A 16,137-nucleotide genomic window follows, 5' to 3' on the forward strand; every position below is an offset into this window, starting at 1 on the left:
TTTTTTGGTTTGTTTTTTGTGTTTTAAATTGCCCGAGACGCCTGAACTTGCGCGAGCTTTTGTTGCGGTCTGTTTACAATTTTATTGGCCGGTGAGTTTTTTTTGTCACAGAAATCGCGTATATTTAATCCTTATGTCTGTAGTATGAAAGTATTTAGCGCTGTTAAATTCTTGTATCTCTTCCCTTTTCTCGTAGTTTTAGTAGAGCATCGTAATGCAAAGAGTATTAGTCGTCGAAGACAGTAAGGTAGTGCAACAAATCCTTCGCCACCTTGCATCACAACACCTGGATGTGGAAATTGATTATGCCTGGTCACTGAAAGAGACCCAGGCATTACTCGAGAGCCAACATTACACTCTGGCTTTGGTCGACCTGACCTTACCAGACGCCCCTGATGGAGAGGTCGTGCAGCTTACACTGAGCCGCAATGTGCCTACTGTGGTATTAACCTCTAAAATTGATGAGTATAGCCGTCAGCAAATGCTCGAGATGGGCGTCGTTGATTATGTGATCAAGGACAACCGGGATTCTTATCTTTATGCTATTAAACTCGTATCACGCTTACTGCGCAACGAAGGGTGTCAGGCGCTGATCGCAGATGACTCGATGATCAGCCGGGCAGTGATGAGACAGATGCTGGAAAAGCAGTTGTTTACGGTCTTTGAGGCGCAAGATGGTGAGCAGGCTCTGAATATGCTCAATGCCAAGTCAGACATTAAATTATTGCTGACGGATTATGCGATGCCGACCATGGACGGCTTTGAACTGGTTAAAGCGGTGCGTAACAGTCGAGGGCGTGATGATCTCGCTATTATTGGGCTGTCTGGTGCTGGCAGTCATGGTTTGTCTGCCAAGTTCATCAAATATGGCGCTAATGACTTTCTGACCAAACCCTTTATGAATGAAGAGTTTCATTGCCGGGTGATGCAAACCATGGATCAGTTGAACCTGATCGCAGATATTAAAGAGTACGCACACAGAGATTTTCTGACAGGCCTCTATAATCGTCGTTATTTTTGCCAGCACATGGATAAAGTGCTCAAGAACAAGCCTGATCAGTTCACGCTGGCGCTACTGGATCTGGATCATTTTAAGGCAATCAATGATCAGTACGGTCATCTTGGCGGGGACAAAGTCCTGTCTCAGGTCGCTGAGCTACTTAATAGCTCTTTCAACCACTGCCTGGTGGCACGTGTCGGTGGGGAGGAGTTTGCTGTGCTAATGCCTGGCAATGACCTGGCTGTGGCTAAAAATAGCTGTCAGGATTTCAAAGAACGCTTTGCCAACACTCAGTTTATGATCCAGGAGCAGGCATTGCACTGCACACTCAGTGTGGGGATTGCCCGGTGCGACAAAGCGACTCTCAGTGACGTCATGCGTGCGGCAGACAGCGCTTTATATCGTGCTAAAGAAGCCCAGCGTAATTGCGTCATGGTCAGTGAAAGCTAACCCTCAGTTAACCCTACCCTGCATTGCACCATTTCAAGTCAGACAATAAACAGGCGCACCAGTACGGTGCGTTTGATGTTCAATTTATATCTCTGAATTAATCTAACTATTTGTAAAATAATTACTTTTATTATTGGCATAAAGGTTGGATTACCTCCCCCGACAGGATCATCTGCCCTGGGGGGGCAAATAATGAAAATGATAAGCGCAATAATTAAACCGTTTAAGCTGGATGAAGTCCGCGAAGCCCTGGCTGAGCTGGGTATCGAGGGCATGACAGTGGTCGATGTGAAGGGTTTTGGTCGTCAGAGGGGTCATACCGAGCTTTACCGTGGAGCTGAATATCAGGTCGACTTTATTCCAAAAATTAAGCTTGAAATAGCGACCCGCAGTGAAAATACCCAACGCGTCGTTGAGGCGATTACTGAGATTGCCAGTACTGGCAAAATTGGCGATGGCAAAATATTTGTCTATGACCTTGAGCAAATTGTCCGGATCCGTACCGGTGAACTCGACGAAGAAGCGATTTAAGGGGTGAAATAATGGAAAACACGGTAATCGAATTACAATTCTCTCTGAACACCTTTTACTTTCTGGTGTCAGGTATTCTGGTGATGTGGATGGCTGCTGGCTTCGCGATGCTTGAAGCCGGGCTGGTACGTTCAAAGAACACCACAGAAATTCTCACTAAAAATGTCGCTCTGTATGCCATCGCCTGTACGATGTTTCTATTGGTTGGATATAACATCATGTACGTGGATAACGTTGAAGGCGGGGTAGTGCCTAACTTTGGTGCGCTCATTGGTAGCGCTGCCGACGATGCTGATCATGCGTTAGAATCGGACTTCTTTTTTCAGGTCGTGTTTGTGGCAACTGCCATGTCTATTGTCTCCGGGGCAGTCGCTGAGCGAATGAAACTTTGGGCTTTCTTGTTGTTTACTGTGGTCCTGACTGGGTTGATTTATCCTATTGAAGGATACTGGACTTGGGGCGCTGGGTTCTTGTCTGAAATGGGTTTTGTCGACTTTGCAGGCTCTGCGATTGTGCATGGTGCAGGTGCCGCAGCCGCATTGGCAGGCGTTTTGTTACTCGGGGCACGTAAGGGCAAGTATGGAAGAAACGGTGAAATCTATCCTATTCCCGGTTCAAACCTGCCTCTGGCGACATTGGGAACCTTTATTTTGTGGATGGGATGGTTTGGGTTTAACGGTGGCTCTCAGCTGTTTCTCGCAGACAAAAGCAATGCCATCGCAGTCAGCCAGATCATGGTAAACACCAATGCTGCGGCGGCAGCAGGTGCGATTGCAGCATTGGTGGTGTGTAAGCTGATGTGGAAAAAAGCCGACCTGACCATGATCCTGAACGGTGCATTGGCTGGTCTGGTGACCATTACCGCTGAGCCTGCGTCACCGACACCGATGCTGGCCTGTATTTTGGGGATGCTGGGTGGTTCTTTGGTGGTATTCAGCATCGTGGCACTGGATAAACTGCGTATAGATGATCCGGTTGGTGCCATTTCAGTGCATGGTGTGTGCGGGGCGCTGGGCATTATGATGGTACCTTTCTCGAACAGTGATGCCAGCTTTATGACTCAGGCCATCGGCCTGGTGACCATACTGGGCTTTGTGTTTATCGCGTCTTACATCGTCTGGGGGATCATCAAAACCTTGATGGGGATCCGGGTGGGTGAAGAAGAAGAACTCAGTGGTATGGACCAGCATGACTGTGGCATAGATGCGTACCCAGAATTTGTGACCATTCGCAATAAGTAAGCAAGAATTCACCAAAAAGCGCGGCTTATCGCGCTTTTTGGTTTAAGCGGCAGTTAATCTGAGATAATCTAGCATCTATTCACTCTCAGTAAGCATTCCACGGTCAATGGCAGACAACAAAAAAGCAGCAGGCAAACCTCGCAAGTCCACCCGTAAATCATCGGCCAAATCAGGCAAAAAAAAGACCGCTAACTCCGCTTCCTCATTTAAGCAACGCTTACGGACATTGCGTAACCGGACACTGAGCACGCTGTGGTCGTTGTGCTGGAAGCTGAGTCTGGCTATGGTATTTGCGGTTGCAGGGTATGTGGTTTATCTCGATGCCAAAGTCAGCCGTCAGTTTGAAGGGAACAAGTGGCAGTTACCTGTACAGGTGTATGCCCGCGCTATGGCGTTTTATCCGGATCAATATCTGGCTGAGCAGGAAGTGATCTGGGAACTGGAGCGGCTCAATTACTCGCGGGTAAACCGCATTAAACATACGGGCCAGTTTGTGGTGCAGGGTCGTACGATTACCGTGTATCGCCGCTCCTTTGAGTTTTATGACGGGGTTGAGCAGGCGCGTATCTTTACCCTCAATTTTGCTGGTAAAAAGCTGGCCAGTATTGTGAATGATCAGGGGCGGCGAGTTGAGAGTGCCAGACTTGAGCCGGTACAAATTGCTCGAATAGGCAATGAAAGTCGTCAGGATCGGGAATTTGTGCCACTGGACAAAATACCGGATATTCTTAAAAACACCTTGTTGGTGGTTGAAGATCGGGCTTTTTATGAACATCACGGGGTGTCTGTGTGGTCGATTATGCGCGCCTTATACCACAATATTCGCGCAGGACGCACAGTGCAGGGGGGAAGTACCCTGACCCAGCAGCTGGCAAAGAACTTTTATTTAACCCGGGAACGTTCTTTGCTGCGCAAGATCAATGAAGCTTTTATCGCCCTCATTCTTGATTTCCGTTACAGCAAAGATGAAATTCTTGAAGCTTATCTTAACGAAGTCTACCTCGGTCAGGCTTACAACCAGGGCGTCCATGGCATGGGTCTGGCAGCGGAGTTTTACTTTGCAAAACCCGTCGATGAGCTGGAGTTTGATCAGATAGCCATGCTGGTGGCTATGGTGAAAGGCCCGTCTTATTACAACCCGCGTCGATATCCGGAGCGGACCATGGAACGACGCGACCTGGTGCTCAGGTTGATGGCAGAAAATGGCCTCATCACCACCAATGAGTATCGTCAGGCGCTTGAGCGGCCTGTTGCAATTCAGCCTCTGAAAGAAAGTCTGATGCAAACTTACCCGGGTTATCTGGAGCTGGTGAATCGCGAACTTCAGCAATTGTTGCCAGATGAAAACGTCGTGAATGCGGGGATCAGGATATTTACGTATTTTGATTTGCAAAAGCAATCCGCCATGGAAGAGGCGGTCAGTGAAGGTTTGCCCTACCTGGAACGGCGCTTTTCGACCGCCCAGTTGGAAGTGGGGATGATTTCTGTGAACACCGAAAAAAGCGGCGTATCAGCTTTGGTGGCGGGGCGTCAGCTTCGTTATTCCGGGTTCAACCGGGTGCTGGACACCCGTCGTAATGTGGGTTCTCTGGTAAAGCCTGCGATATACTTGTCAGCACTTGAGCAGCCAGGCTATAACCTGGGCACTTTGCTGGAGGATGCGCCATTACAGGTGACTAATGCAGCGGGGAAAACCTGGCAACCGGAAAATTTTGACCATCGATTCCGGGGATCGGTACCTTTGTATCGTGCGTTCAGTGAGAGCATCAATATTCCAGCGGTTAACCTGGGTCTGGATGTCGGTGTCGACTCTGTTGCCCAAACCATAGGACAGCTAGGTGTCGACAGTGATATTCCTTTGTATCCTTCTATGCTGTTAGGGGCTGTAGAGTTATCAAGTTTTGATGTGGCTCAAATGTACACCACATTGGCAGCCAACGGCCAATATGCGCCATTGACGAGCATTTCTGCCATTACGAATACCACAGGTAAGCGTCTGTATCAGCATCGTGTTGCCAGGCAACCCAGGTTTTCCCAGGAAGCCATGTACATGACCCGTTATGGGCTAAAGCGAGTCACCAAAAGCGGCACTGCCAAGCGATTAAATCAGCATTTTCCTTCTATTCAGTTGGCGGGTAAAACGGGCACCAGTAATGAATTGAGAGACAGCTGGTTTGCCGGGTTTGATCATAATACGGTGACGGTCACCTGGATTGGCCGGGACGACAATAAGCCTGCTAAATTGACTGGCGGGCGCGGTGCGCTGGAGCTCTATATCCGTTATTTAAAACCTCTGAATCCACAGGCGATTGCGGATCAGCGACCAGCGGGTGTGCGCTGGGCGTTTGTCAACGAACAAACGGGTGAGCAGGCTGCACCGCATTGTGGGCCGACTATTCAGCTACCTATTCGCATTGAGGAATTTAACCCCCGGCCGGGATGTGGCTGAGCCAGAGCCAAACACCGGAGGGCAGTCAGTTAAGTTCTGAATTTAGCGATGAGTTGCTTTAAGGTTGCTGCCATATCGCTGAGTTGCTGAGCGTCGCCCCGTGTGGCCTCTGCTGAGCTCAGTGTATGGTCAGCCAGATGACTGATTTCACTCGACTCTACCAGCGCCTGTTGGGTGGCGACTGCCTGACGTTTTACCTGATCACTGATGACATGGCCTTGCTGGTCGATGTCAGCCATACTTTGCTCTGCGGCACTCAACACCTGGTTAGTCTCCGTAGCTGCACTGACACCTTGCTCCATTTTTTCAACACTGCTGAGCATTTTCTTCTGAGTGTCGTTAGAGGCTTGTTGTAGTGAGTGGATAATAGAGTGGATCTCTTCGGTCTGTTGCTGCGTTCTTTGCGCCAGTGTACGGACTTCATCCGCGACAACCGCGAAGCCTCGGCCCTGCTCTCCAGCCCGGGCAGCCTCAATAGCAGCGTTAAGCGCCAGCAAGTTGGTTTGTTCGGCAATTTCACTGATCCCCAGACTGACTTTACTGATGTCCTGGCTGTCTTGCGCAAGCTTATCCAGTGCAATGCGGCTTTCTTCGAATTCACGTTGTAACACCGTCATATGTTCTGCCAGTCGGGTGGTATTTTCACTCCCTTGTTTGACTTGTTGTGCCGCGGTTGCTGCAAGCTCAGTGGCGTGGTGTGCGGAGGTTTCAACGGCATCGGCGGCATTGGCCATTTCACTGAGTGCCTGATGCACGGTCTGGATTTTGGCTTGCTGTTGTGCCACATCTTCTCGGGTGTCCTGACTTATCTGGCGCAGTTTATCGGTGGCGCCATATAAATCAGTTGAGGTCGTTCTGACATTGCCCAGTAAATGGACGAAGGCGTCCAGCACGGCGTTGTACTGGCGCAGGATGTCGCTGAGCTCATCTTTGCCCCGCGGCTGTGCTCGTGCCGTTAAATCACCACCAGATGCTTGCTGCGCTGAAGCTGAAAATTCCGCAATGGTGTCTACAACTGCAAAATAGAAACCCAGCATCAGATACAAGGCGAGTAGCAAGCTGAGTATAGATGCCAGTGCGACCAGGTTTCGGATCCGACGCTCATTAGTGAGCTTTTCATCGAGCAAGGTTTTCAGAGTGGGTGTGGCTGCATTGATCAGGCCGGTCAGCTGAGTGAGTACCTCGCGATGTACGCTGCTAAAGGCGCCACTGGTCAGTTCGATGTCGTCGGGCTCCAGCAGTTTATCGTTAATGGTGCGGTGATAGTTATCCAGCGCGCGGTTTAACGCTGTAATCTTATCCTGAAGTCGCTTGCTAACCTGTTTGTTGTTGGCCGTAGCGACTTCCAACTTGTTGTTCAACTGCATTTTTACCAGCGGGAGTACTTTATTCAGATTTGACAACGCGATGAAGGTATCGGGCGTGAAACGGCCGCTGCTGATGATCTTATTTGCCTGCTCAGCGATGCCATTCACCTGAGTGATCACATTAGGCAGTGATTCCACCAAAGAGCGGTTGAGGTAAGAGCGGCTCAGATCATTGTCTATCGCCAGCTTAGAAGCAATGGATAAATGCTCCAGCTCGTCACCTGGCTTAACGCCTTTGGCAAATGGACTACGTGCCAAAACCTGAGCATTGCGCTGGGCTTGTTGGTTTAACAGGTTTTCTAAAATGGGCGGATAAAATTGTAAGCCAGCACGCTGCTGCTGACTCACCTGAATCGACTGAGTCAGGGTTGAGTTAAGAAAAAATAAGCTCAGGCTGAGGGGTACTAAAAGAATACCAAATACCAGGCTGATTTTGGTTTTGTATTTTAGCTGTGCCATAAAGGCAATCGCGGGGCTAGCGGCTGATCTGAGTCCTGTCATAATTTTATCTTTGTTTATAAGTCATTTGTAAGAGACCGGGTATAAACAAAGAATAGTTCAAAGCCCTGAAAGTTTTTACTGCCAAAAACAAAAAAAGCCCCGCAGGGCTTTTTCATCTCACTGAACTGAGCGAGCTTGTTTAAGCTGCTAGCTTAGCAAATGCGCGTTCAGCCGCTTTGATTGTCTCAGCAATGTCTGCATCACTGTGCATGGTGCTGACAAATCCGGCTTCGAATGCGGATGGTGCCAGATACACGCCTTCTTCCAGCATCAGATGGAAAAAGCGCTTGAAGCGTTCCAGGTCGCACTCAGTTGCCTGCTGATAGGTATCAACACGCTCGGCATCGGTGAAAAAGAAACCGAACATGCCACCGGCATAGTTGGTAGTCAGGGCAATGCCTGCGGCATCCGCAGCGCGCTGGAATCCATCACACAGTTGCTTACTCTTACTTTCAAGTGCATCGTGCAGACCAGGCTCTGACAATAGCTCAAGTGCCTTGAGACCAGCAGCCATAGCGATAGGGTTACCAGACAGGGTGCCTGCCTGATAAACCGGGCCTACCGGTGCAATGTAGTCCATAATGGCACGTTTACCACCAAAGGCACCCACTGGCATACCGCCACCAATAACCTTACCCAGGCAGGTCAGGTCTGGCTCGATATTGTAATAGGCCTGAGCGCCACCCAATGCCACTCGGAAGCCTGTCATGACTTCATCGAAAATAAGCACGGACTGATGTGTATCACAGATCTCGCGCAGACCCTCCAGGAAACCTTCAACTGGTGGGATACAGTTCATGTTACCAGCCACCGGCTCGACGATAATACAGGCAATCTGGTCCGGGTATTGGGCAAAAATGGCTTTCACTTCGTCCAGATTATTGAAAGACACGGTAAGTGTGTGTTTCGCAAAGTCTGCCGGAATGCCCGGTGAGTTTGGTACACCCATAGTCAGCGCACCAGAACCAGCTTTAACCAGCAGTGAATCGGCATGACCGTGGTAGCAGCCTTCAAACTTCAGGATTTTATCTCTGCCCGTGTAGCCACGTGCCAGGCGGATCGCACTCATGGTGGCTTCGGTCCCTGAGCTGACCATTCGCACTTTGTCGATGGAAGGAACCAGTGCTTTGACTTTTTCAGCCATCAGAATTTCGCTCTCAGTCGGCGCACCATAGCTCAGACCATTTTCTACCGCATCCAGCACAGCCTGCTTAATTTGCGGGTGGTTATGGCCGAGGATCATCGGACCCCAGGAGCCAACATAATCGATGTAGCGTTTACCATCGGCATCAAACGTGTGCGGGCCTTCTGCTTTGTTAATGAACAGAGGCGTGCCACCGACGCCGTTAAACGCGCGGACCGGTGAGTTAACGCCACCCGGGATAGATTCCTGGGCACGAGAGAAGAGGTCTTGACTGATTGTCATAATGTGTCCTTTGTTATGTACATAAGGTATCGGTAATAAAACTCGATACCTCAGGTCATGAAACGAATTTAGTAGATTAGGCTTCGCGTTTGCGGCTGAACCAGGGCACGTCTACTTCATATTGCTCAACCTTGTCGGCAACGCCCAGTGTCAGTGCAAATAGCGCCATGCGGATCAACACGCCATTTTGAACCTGACGGAAGATGGCCAGGTTGTCATTATTATTTAAGTCGTTATCCAGTTCATTGGCATCGCCACGGCTATCACGGGGCAGCGGGTGCATCAATACGGACTCTGGCTTACAGTGCGCATCGTAAATGGCCTGGCTGATACGAAAACCACCGCGATATTTATTGGCTTCTTCTTGTGACGGGAAGCGTTCTTCCTGAATGCGGGTTTGATAGACGATGTCCGCAGCCAGGTTGCCCTCCATTTTTGAGACCAGTTCAATGCGGTGACCTGCGTTGCTGACGGCATCCAGAATATAGTCCGGCATTTGCAAGCCGTCCGGGGCGACCATAGAAAAGCGTACATTTTTATAGTGGCATAGCAATTTAGACAGTGAGTGAACGGTACGGCCATATTTCAGGTCACCAACCAGGGCGATGTGCATCCCGTCAATGCCGCGTTCGAAGCGGCCCAGTTCACGCTCTATGGTTAACAGATCCAGCAGTGCCTGGGTTGGGTGTTCATTTGGTCCATCTCCGCCGTTGATCACCGGGACGTCTGAGCCTGTGGCAAATTCCGCAACTGAGCCAGCATCCGGATGGCGCATTGCGACGGCATCAGCATAAGCGGAGATCACGCGGGCGGTGTCATACAGGGATTCCCCTTTTGCTAAAGCGGAACTTTGCATACCTGTGGTCTCACGGACCGTACCACCCAGCAGGTTAAAAGCAGTTCCGAAACTGACACGCGTTCGGGTACTGGGTTCAAAAAACAGATTGGCTAAGACTGCACCTTCTAGCACATTAGTGCGTTTGTACTTTTTAGCGTAGGGTTCCATTTTCTTAGCAACATTGAAAATCAGCTCAATGGCTTCTCTGTCGAGTTCGTTGACGGAGAGGATGTTTTCACCTTGGAAACTTAACATGCGGCGATTCCTAATCACAGATTGACAACAGGAGGCGGGGAGCGCTCCTAACCGAGCTCGCAAAACAGGGCGCATCAGGCACGCTGCGTTGAGTAACTGGAGCGACATAATAGCACAAATCTGTTTTTTAGGCGTGGAAAATGACGGCTAAGTCGCCGTCACAGACTGATATCAAAAAACCGGTTTCAAGATGGCGAGCAGGATGATGATCAGCAGTAATATCACCGGAAACTCGTTAAAGATGCGATAGAATCGGTCACTGCGTTGATTGCGGTCATGTTTAAAATCTGCCAGCAGCTTGAAGCAATAAGCGTGATACAAATAGAGCATAATGACCGGTATCAGTTTGTAATGTAGCCACAGGTTGGCGCGAAACCACTCCCGGCCATAACTGGTGATGAGCAATACGCCAAATACTGCGGTGAGTATCGCAAAAGGCGTGACAAAATAGAGCAGGCGTCGCTCCATGATTTTAAGCATCGCGGAGCAGGGCTTTTCGTCTGTCATCGCGTGATAAACAAACAATCTTGGCAGATAGAATATCCCGGCAAACCAGGCAACCATAAAAAAGATGTGTAGCGCTTTGTACACAAGTATCGTCGTCATAAAACCTCTGGGTTGTCTAAAATCACAATTACAGCAAGCTGTTTCTCATAGTGAGAATATGGCGGATCTGATCCCACCGGAGCAGGCCCATAATTTGTTCGTTATTTTTTTGATTATACACATAGACGGCGCCTGAGCGCTTGTCTTTGAGGATATCAAATGCGTCAGCCAGCGTGGCTTGTGTGCTCAGCCCTTGTAGTTCGATATAAGTGATGGTCATGCTCTGCTCTGAGATCAGGCTGAGGTCATACTCTGCCAGCCGATAACCATGCTCCTCGTCGTACACTATCAGTGGCGTCTGACTGTCGATGGCCGACAAGGTCTCTTTGATTTGGTCTTTATCGTCCGAGTAGAGGAGTTTAAAGCCCTCGTCCATTTCTTCCATAATCCCAACCTTTTGCAGTGCCTCTTTGGCTGGGGAAACCTGGTAGGGCAGCGCCTGGAAATCCAGCTGCTGTAAGAAAATCGAACGATTCCCAAAGACTTGTAATGCAGTGACATAAGCGCAGGAAATTACAATCATAGCGGGCACGACGATCTGAGGGCTGGAGGTCAGCTCCATGACTGCGGTCAGGGCTGCCAGGGGGGCATGCAATGTCGCAGCTAGCAGCCCGGCCATGCCCAGAACACCGTAGGTTCCGGCAACACTGACGTCAGGAGAAATATACTGAGCAAAATATGCCATTAAGGTACCAATCAAGACTCCCAGTCCGATGACCGGGCCTATGATCCCTCCGGGGATCCCCAGGCCAATGGCAAAGATGGTTGCCAGCAGTTTAGCAATCAAAATGGTAGTCAGCAGTTGCAGCTCGCCGGGCGTTTCCACGGCAATTTTAATTGCGCTCATACCCGAGCCCATGGCTTCCGGCACCAGGTAGCCTATCAGTCCGGCCAGTAATCCGGCCAGCATCAGGCGCGGAAACATGCTGATAGGTTTAAAGGTTTTTATGATCATCATCAGGTTCTGATTAAATGCAAAAGCAATGGCACCCAGCACAAAACCACACAGAATCAAAAACGGATAATGCCAGAACGACAGTGTCGAAACACTGATGAGTGATAGCTCCAGGTCGTGGCCAAACACGTATTGTGTTGCCAGGGCGCCAGTCACCGCTGCGAGCATGATTGGCACGAAGATATGAATTTTGTATTCCCGCAGTACCACTTCCATGACAAAGATGACGGCGGCCAGGGGGGTATTAAACGAAGCCGCAATGCCTGCTGCAACACCGCACCCAGCCAATGTCCGGGCTGCGTTCATGGGTAAATGCAGGCGTTCGGCCAGAATACTGGCTCCCGTCGCGCCCATGTGTACGGATGGACCTTCGCGTCCGACTGAAAAGCCACTGATGAGTGCCACAGCGCCGCCGAAAAATTGATTGACCGAGTTCCAGATGGGCATTTGTCCATAATGCTGTTTGATACGATAGATCACAAACGGGATGCCGAGGCGATAGTGTTTAAACCCGGTCAGACTGGCAAACAGGGCGATCAGTAACGCGGCACCGACAGGTAGCAGTATGCGCTGGTGATCCGGTAAGGTGGTGAAATCATCTGGACTGTCTAAAAAAGTGCTTTGCACCAGCATGATGGTGAGACGAAATAAGATGATCAATATTGCTGCAATTAAGCCGGCACCAATTCCCAGTAAGCAAAGCTGAATGGAAGTTTTGGGTTTCGCTAAGCGACGGCGTACATTATCGAACGACATACAATATTGGCCTGTTGAGAATCTGATTTGTTGCGAGTGCAGTTGTGCTGCCTGGCTGCCTGTACTAGCTCAATTTCTGAGGTGTTTCATAATGCCCGAACACTCGCCAGCGTCAGCGCCGTGGTGTTTGATTTCCGGGAAGACAGCAGAAGTAGCATAGTACACTTGGTGGATAAGTGTATCAAATAATCTAAGTCCTTGTAATTAAGTAAATCAGACGACTAGGTAACGCAGAGGAGGGAATATGGAGATCGTTGCTGGATGAGTGCCAGTCTATACTTGATTAAAATAGTCAGGTATTAGATAATTCCGCTATTAAATGTACAGGGGTCGAATACACATGTCTGATCAGATACCAATTAAATTTTCCGACGCGGCGGCCAGCCGTGTGAAAGAACTTATCTCAGAAGAAGAAAACCCTAACCTTAAGCTGCGAGTGTATGTGACCGGCGGTGGGTGCTCTGGGTTCCAGTACGGATTTACCTTTGACGAAAAAACCAATCCGGGTGACCTGGAAATTGAGAAAAACGGAGTGTCCATGGTGGTAGATCCAATGAGCATTCAGTATCTGGTCGATGGTGAGGTTGATTACACTGAAGGCCTGGAAGGTGCGCGCTTTTTTGTCAGCAACCCTAACGCAACCACCACCTGTGGTTGTGGTGCGAGCTTCAGCGTATAAAGCCGTCCCGATGTAGTATTTTTATTCTCAAAGGCCATGCACAAGCATGGCCTTTTTGTATCTAAAATTAGACCAAAAGCGACCATCTTTTTTCTGTACAGTTTGCTAAAGTACCTGTATATGACCAAAACACGGGTGTTTAAGTCAGCACGATGCTGGCTATCCCGGGTTGGTAAGGTGGATCATCAGAACAAAAAATCCCAGCACCAGAGTGGAAAAAGCGAGAATATAGATGAATCCGCGTTTGCCTTGTTTGAGTGGTACGCCATTTACACGTAAAAAGTAATACCAACCCAGACAGAGCAAAATGGGTAGCAAAAATATGAGCCGGATCATCAAAAATTCTCCCAAAATTTGTTACTTTATGACAGATTAGCGCTAAACCACTATTTTTTAAAGAAAAAATAAATTATTTCGTATACTGGTACAAGATATAAAATTTTTGTTAAAGTGTCACAGTAATCTTACCTCTCTATTTTAGGTAAGAAAGTTGCAAATTTAATTAGGTGTTAGAGAAAAGATCGTCTATACCTAATTTGGTACATAGGAACAGGGCAGGCAAATTGGGTGTTTTATGCCCAGCTTATGTGTCCTGTTATAAAACAAGCTGCCGGTCGAGACGGGCAAATTTCGTACGGCAGCATTAATTAATCATCGAGTAGGAGATGTTTTATTATGATGGGGAAAACGGTTTCTTCTGAGGAAAACAGTAAGTTGACTAAGTGGCTAAAATCAAAGCGTCACGAGAAAGGTCATACAATGCGCAGTCTGGCCCAGGTGTTAGGTACACCACATTCTTTCATTGGCAAAATTGAGAATCAGGAACGTCGTTTAGACGTGATTGAATTTCTGCGTTACTGTGAAGCGCTTGAAGTCGACCCATATGAAGGTCTGGCTCTGATCAAAGAAGAGCAGATGTAAGCCACTGGCGTTGCCAGTATGAGTGAAGGTGCAAGGAACTGCACCTCTATCCCTTTAGCATGGACCAGAAACGCCACGTTTTTTTCTTACCCTTGTTCTCCCTGATTGTGATAATTCCGTTCTATTTGATAGAGTTTATGACGGATTGCATACAAGAATATCAAAGAAGGCACGACCATCAGTGCTGTCAGCGCGAAGAATACCGCCCAGTTTCCCCCCAACCAGTCATCTATTACGACACCACTGTAACTGGAGAGCACGGTACGACCGAGACTACCGAGTGAGGCAAGCAGTGCATAATGGGTTGCGCTGAAAGCGCGATCACATAACATCGAAATGAAGGCCACCATGGCGACCAGCGACCAGGCCTGGGTAAACCCATCGATGACGATAGCGAGGGCATACAGGTGTTCCTTGGGACCTGCAACGGCTATCCAGGAAAACATCAGGTTAGATGCCGCCATGGCAACGCCACTGATAAACAGGCCTTTTACAATGCCGTATTTGTGGTTAAAGATGCTACCCAGAAACGCAAAAATAATCGTGATAAGACCGGTTCCCAGTTTTGAATACTGAGCTATCTGGCTGTTGCTAAAGCCAATCTCTTTGTAAAACACGATAGACATGCGTGCCAGAAAGGCCTCACCAATTTTGAACAGAAAAATAAAGGCCAACAGGGCCAGAGCCGTTTTGACGCCATTGCGGTTAAAGAAGCTGCGAAACGGCTCAACCAGGGTAACAGCCAGCCAGGCCAGAATGCGCTGCAGTCGATTGTGTTCCAGCCCGCCAAGCCGGGACTGATATTGCGCTTGTAGTTGTTGCTGTGTGTGCTCCCGGTGAGACTGAGGTTCACGGGCACTGAGTGTGACCACTAATAGCGCCAGCATAATGGCTGCCAGTAGTGTGTATATCTCGGGCCAGCTGACACCCGGTAAGTCTGCCGCAAAAAACGGTATGGCACCAAGCAGGGCGTAGCCACTCCACCATCCAGATGTGGCCATCGCGGCGGCAGCGGTGGATTTTTCACTTTCTTCTGGTGGCAGGATGTCAATCCGATAGGCGTCTATTGCAATATCATGGGTAGCAGCACTCAGGGCAATAATGAAACACAATAATGCAGCCAGATAAAGATCGGTTGTGAGGTCAACCTGACTTAAAGCCAGTGCTGACAGTGCAACAATCAGTTGTCCGGCCGCGATCCAGCTGCGTCTTTGCCCCAGCCATTTCGTCAGCAATGGCAGACGAACCCGATCCAGCAGCGGGGACCACAAGAAGTTGATGGTGTAGGCACTGAACACAATGCCGAATAACCCTATCATGCTGCGGCTAAGCCCTTCGTCTTTAAGCCAGGCAGACATCACTGAGCCAATTAAAACCCAGGGGAAGCCCTGACTGACCCCAAAAGCAAAGACCGTGAGCAGGCGTTTATCGCGATAGTAGCTGGCATAGTCACGCAGGCTGGATGAAATGATCATAGTGTTTTCCAATCCAATATCGCCCTGTTATGGAGCAAGGCGATACTGATAAGTGATTACTCGAAGGTCTCTTCCGGCAGCATTTCTATGCTGTGGATGATCACAGGTGTTTTGGGGATAAAGGTATAGCCCAGCTTTTTGTTGTAGTCTGTCTCGACTTGCATGATTTTGTCGAGTGTATCGAAGCCATCCGCGACATTACCAAATACTGCAAAACCCCATCCGCGCCCGGGGTTAAGGTGGTCATTGTCATCCATATTAAAAAAGAACTGGCGGGTCCCTGAATGTGGCTTATTGTCCTGATAAGCCATGGCAATGGTGTACATATTATTTTTCAGGCCGTTGCCGCTCTCGTTAAAGATTGCGGGACGCTCGAACATGCCATCATAGTCTTTATCATAGCCACCGCCCTGGATCACGAAATCACGCTCGTTGGCTTCGTCCCGCTCTACCCGGTGAAAGACAGATCCTTTATAGTCACCGTTGATCACGTAAGTGAGAAAGTTATTGACTGTGATCGGGGCACGGGAGCGATCCAGTTCTACGATCACTTTGCCCAGTGAGGTATTGAGCTGAACTTTAGGAAACAGGTTATCTTTTTGGACAAAGCGCCCTTCTTTATTGTTCGCAAATGAGAAACTACTCGTCAGTAGTAATGTCAACAGGATCAGGATACGGAGCATAGCT

The 16,137-nt window shown here is 49.0% G+C and carries 14 protein-coding genes; 6 read left to right on the plus strand and 8 right to left on the minus strand.

The window, feature by feature from the left end; all coding sequences use genetic code 11:
- Positions 1-214 precede the first annotated feature (214 nt).
- The 4 genes from PRUB_RS02245 to mrcB all read left to right on the plus strand — a co-directional run bounded on the left by PRUB_RS02245 (position 215) and on the right by mrcB (position 5,671).
- Positions 215-1,450, plus strand: a complete 1,236-nt coding sequence (locus tag PRUB_RS02245; RefSeq protein ID WP_010382973.1) for a GGDEF domain-containing response regulator — start codon at positions 215-217, stop codon at positions 1,448-1,450.
- Positions 1,451-1,642: 192 nt separating this feature from the next.
- Positions 1,643-1,981, plus strand: a complete 339-nt coding sequence (locus PRUB_RS02250) for a P-II family nitrogen regulator (protein WP_010382970.1) — start codon at positions 1,643-1,645, stop codon at positions 1,979-1,981.
- 11 nt (positions 1,982-1,992) lie between these two features.
- Positions 1,993-3,222 (plus strand): ammonium transporter, encoded by a 1,230-nt coding sequence (locus PRUB_RS02255; RefSeq protein ID WP_010382968.1) that lies wholly within the window; start codon positions 1,993-1,995, stop codon positions 3,220-3,222.
- Between the two features lie 106 nt (positions 3,223-3,328).
- Positions 3,329-5,671, plus strand: a complete 2,343-nt coding sequence (mrcB, locus tag PRUB_RS02260) for a penicillin-binding protein 1B (RefSeq protein ID WP_010382966.1) — start codon at positions 3,329-3,331, stop codon at positions 5,669-5,671.
- 29 nt (positions 5,672-5,700) lie between these two features.
- Here the strand turns inward: mrcB and PRUB_RS02265 are convergent, their stop codons facing one another.
- The 5 genes from PRUB_RS02265 to PRUB_RS02285 all read right to left on the minus strand — a co-directional run bounded on the left by PRUB_RS02265 (position 5,701) and on the right by PRUB_RS02285 (position 12,375).
- On the minus strand, positions 5,701-7,539 hold the full coding sequence (locus tag PRUB_RS02265; RefSeq protein ID WP_010382964.1) for a methyl-accepting chemotaxis protein: 1,839 nt from the start codon (positions 7,537-7,539) through the stop codon (positions 5,701-5,703).
- A 139-nt stretch (positions 7,540-7,678) separates the two neighbouring features.
- Positions 7,679-8,965, minus strand: a complete 1,287-nt coding sequence (gene hemL / locus PRUB_RS02270; RefSeq protein WP_010382961.1) for a glutamate-1-semialdehyde 2,1-aminomutase — start codon at positions 8,963-8,965, stop codon at positions 7,679-7,681.
- A 76-nt stretch (positions 8,966-9,041) separates the two neighbouring features.
- Positions 9,042-10,058, minus strand: a complete 1,017-nt coding sequence (locus PRUB_RS02275; protein ID WP_010382960.1) for an aspartate carbamoyltransferase — start codon at positions 10,056-10,058, stop codon at positions 9,042-9,044.
- A 171-nt stretch (positions 10,059-10,229) separates the two neighbouring features.
- Complete coding sequence (locus tag PRUB_RS02280) at positions 10,230-10,664, minus strand: CopD family protein (RefSeq protein WP_010382958.1); 435 nt, start codon at positions 10,662-10,664, stop codon at positions 10,230-10,232.
- A gap of 28 nt (positions 10,665-10,692) precedes the next feature.
- A complete protein-coding gene (locus PRUB_RS02285) occupies positions 10,693-12,375 on the minus strand; it encodes a chloride channel protein (protein WP_010382955.1) in 1,683 nt (560 codons plus the stop codon).
- Between the two features lie 340 nt (positions 12,376-12,715).
- Between PRUB_RS02285 and erpA the strand changes: the two genes are divergently transcribed.
- Entirely contained in the window at positions 12,716-13,054 is a 339-nt protein-coding gene (erpA, locus tag PRUB_RS02290; protein WP_010382953.1) for an iron-sulfur cluster insertion protein ErpA, read from the plus strand.
- A 159-nt stretch (positions 13,055-13,213) separates the two neighbouring features.
- Here erpA and PRUB_RS02295 read toward each other — a convergent pair whose 3' ends face one another.
- Positions 13,214-13,390 carry a hypothetical protein gene (locus PRUB_RS02295; RefSeq protein ID WP_010382951.1) on the minus strand — a complete coding sequence of 59 codons (177 nt, stop codon included), beginning with the start codon at positions 13,388-13,390 and terminating at the stop codon, positions 13,214-13,216.
- Positions 13,391-13,729: 339 nt separating this feature from the next.
- On the opposite strand from PRUB_RS02295, the gene PRUB_RS02300 reads away from it, so the two are divergent.
- Positions 13,730-13,975, plus strand: coding sequence for a helix-turn-helix domain-containing protein (locus tag PRUB_RS02300; RefSeq protein WP_010382949.1), 246 nt, complete (start codon positions 13,730-13,732; stop codon positions 13,973-13,975).
- An 86-nt stretch (positions 13,976-14,061) separates the two neighbouring features.
- Here the strand turns inward: PRUB_RS02300 and PRUB_RS02305 are convergent, their stop codons facing one another.
- Both PRUB_RS02305 and PRUB_RS02310 read right to left on the minus strand, forming a co-directional pair.
- Positions 14,062-15,450, minus strand: a complete 1,389-nt coding sequence (locus PRUB_RS02305) for an AmpG family muropeptide MFS transporter (RefSeq protein ID WP_010382947.1) — start codon at positions 15,448-15,450, stop codon at positions 14,062-14,064.
- A gap of 56 nt (positions 15,451-15,506) precedes the next feature.
- On the minus strand, positions 15,507-16,133 hold the full coding sequence (locus tag PRUB_RS02310) for a peptidylprolyl isomerase (protein WP_010382945.1): 627 nt from the start codon (positions 16,131-16,133) through the stop codon (positions 15,507-15,509).
- Between the last annotated feature and the right edge of the window lie 4 nt (positions 16,134-16,137).

It is taken from the genome of Pseudoalteromonas rubra, assembly GCF_000238295.3.
Classification (GTDB): domain Bacteria; phylum Pseudomonadota; class Gammaproteobacteria; order Enterobacterales; family Alteromonadaceae; genus Pseudoalteromonas; species Pseudoalteromonas rubra.

Bases quoted from the DNA above. Each gene is read 5' to 3' on its own strand.
- PRUB_RS02245 (WP_010382973.1), top strand. From the start codon at position 215: ATGCAAAGAGTATTAGTCGTCGAAGACAGTAAGGTAGTGCAACAAATC.
- PRUB_RS02250 (WP_010382970.1), top strand. From the start codon at position 1,643: ATGAAAATGATAAGCGCAATAATTAAACCGTTTAAGCTGGATGAAGTC.
- PRUB_RS02255 (WP_010382968.1), top strand. From the start codon at position 1,993: ATGGAAAACACGGTAATCGAATTACAATTCTCTCTGAACACCTTTTAC.
- mrcB (WP_010382966.1), top strand. From the start codon at position 3,329: ATGGCAGACAACAAAAAAGCAGCAGGCAAACCTCGCAAGTCCACCCGT.
- PRUB_RS02265 (WP_010382964.1), bottom strand. From the start codon at position 7,539: ATGACAGGACTCAGATCAGCCGCTAGCCCCGCGATTGCCTTTATGGCA.
- hemL (WP_010382961.1), bottom strand. From the start codon at position 8,965: ATGACAATCAGTCAAGACCTCTTCTCTCGTGCCCAGGAATCTATCCCG.
- PRUB_RS02275 (WP_010382960.1), bottom strand. From the start codon at position 10,058: ATGTTAAGTTTCCAAGGTGAAAACATCCTCTCCGTCAACGAACTCGAC.
- PRUB_RS02280 (WP_010382958.1), bottom strand. From the start codon at position 10,664: ATGACGACGATACTTGTGTACAAAGCGCTACACATCTTTTTTATGGTT.
- PRUB_RS02285 (WP_010382955.1), bottom strand. From the start codon at position 12,375: ATGTCGTTCGATAATGTACGCCGTCGCTTAGCGAAACCCAAAACTTCC.
- erpA (WP_010382953.1), top strand. From the start codon at position 12,716: ATGTCTGATCAGATACCAATTAAATTTTCCGACGCGGCGGCCAGCCGT.
- PRUB_RS02295 (WP_010382951.1), bottom strand. From the start codon at position 13,390: ATGATCCGGCTCATATTTTTGCTACCCATTTTGCTCTGTCTGGGTTGG.
- PRUB_RS02300 (WP_010382949.1), top strand. From the start codon at position 13,730: ATGATGGGGAAAACGGTTTCTTCTGAGGAAAACAGTAAGTTGACTAAG.
- PRUB_RS02305 (WP_010382947.1), bottom strand. From the start codon at position 15,450: ATGATCATTTCATCCAGCCTGCGTGACTATGCCAGCTACTATCGCGAT.
- PRUB_RS02310 (WP_010382945.1), bottom strand. From the start codon at position 16,133: ATGCTCCGTATCCTGATCCTGTTGACATTACTACTGACGAGTAGTTTC.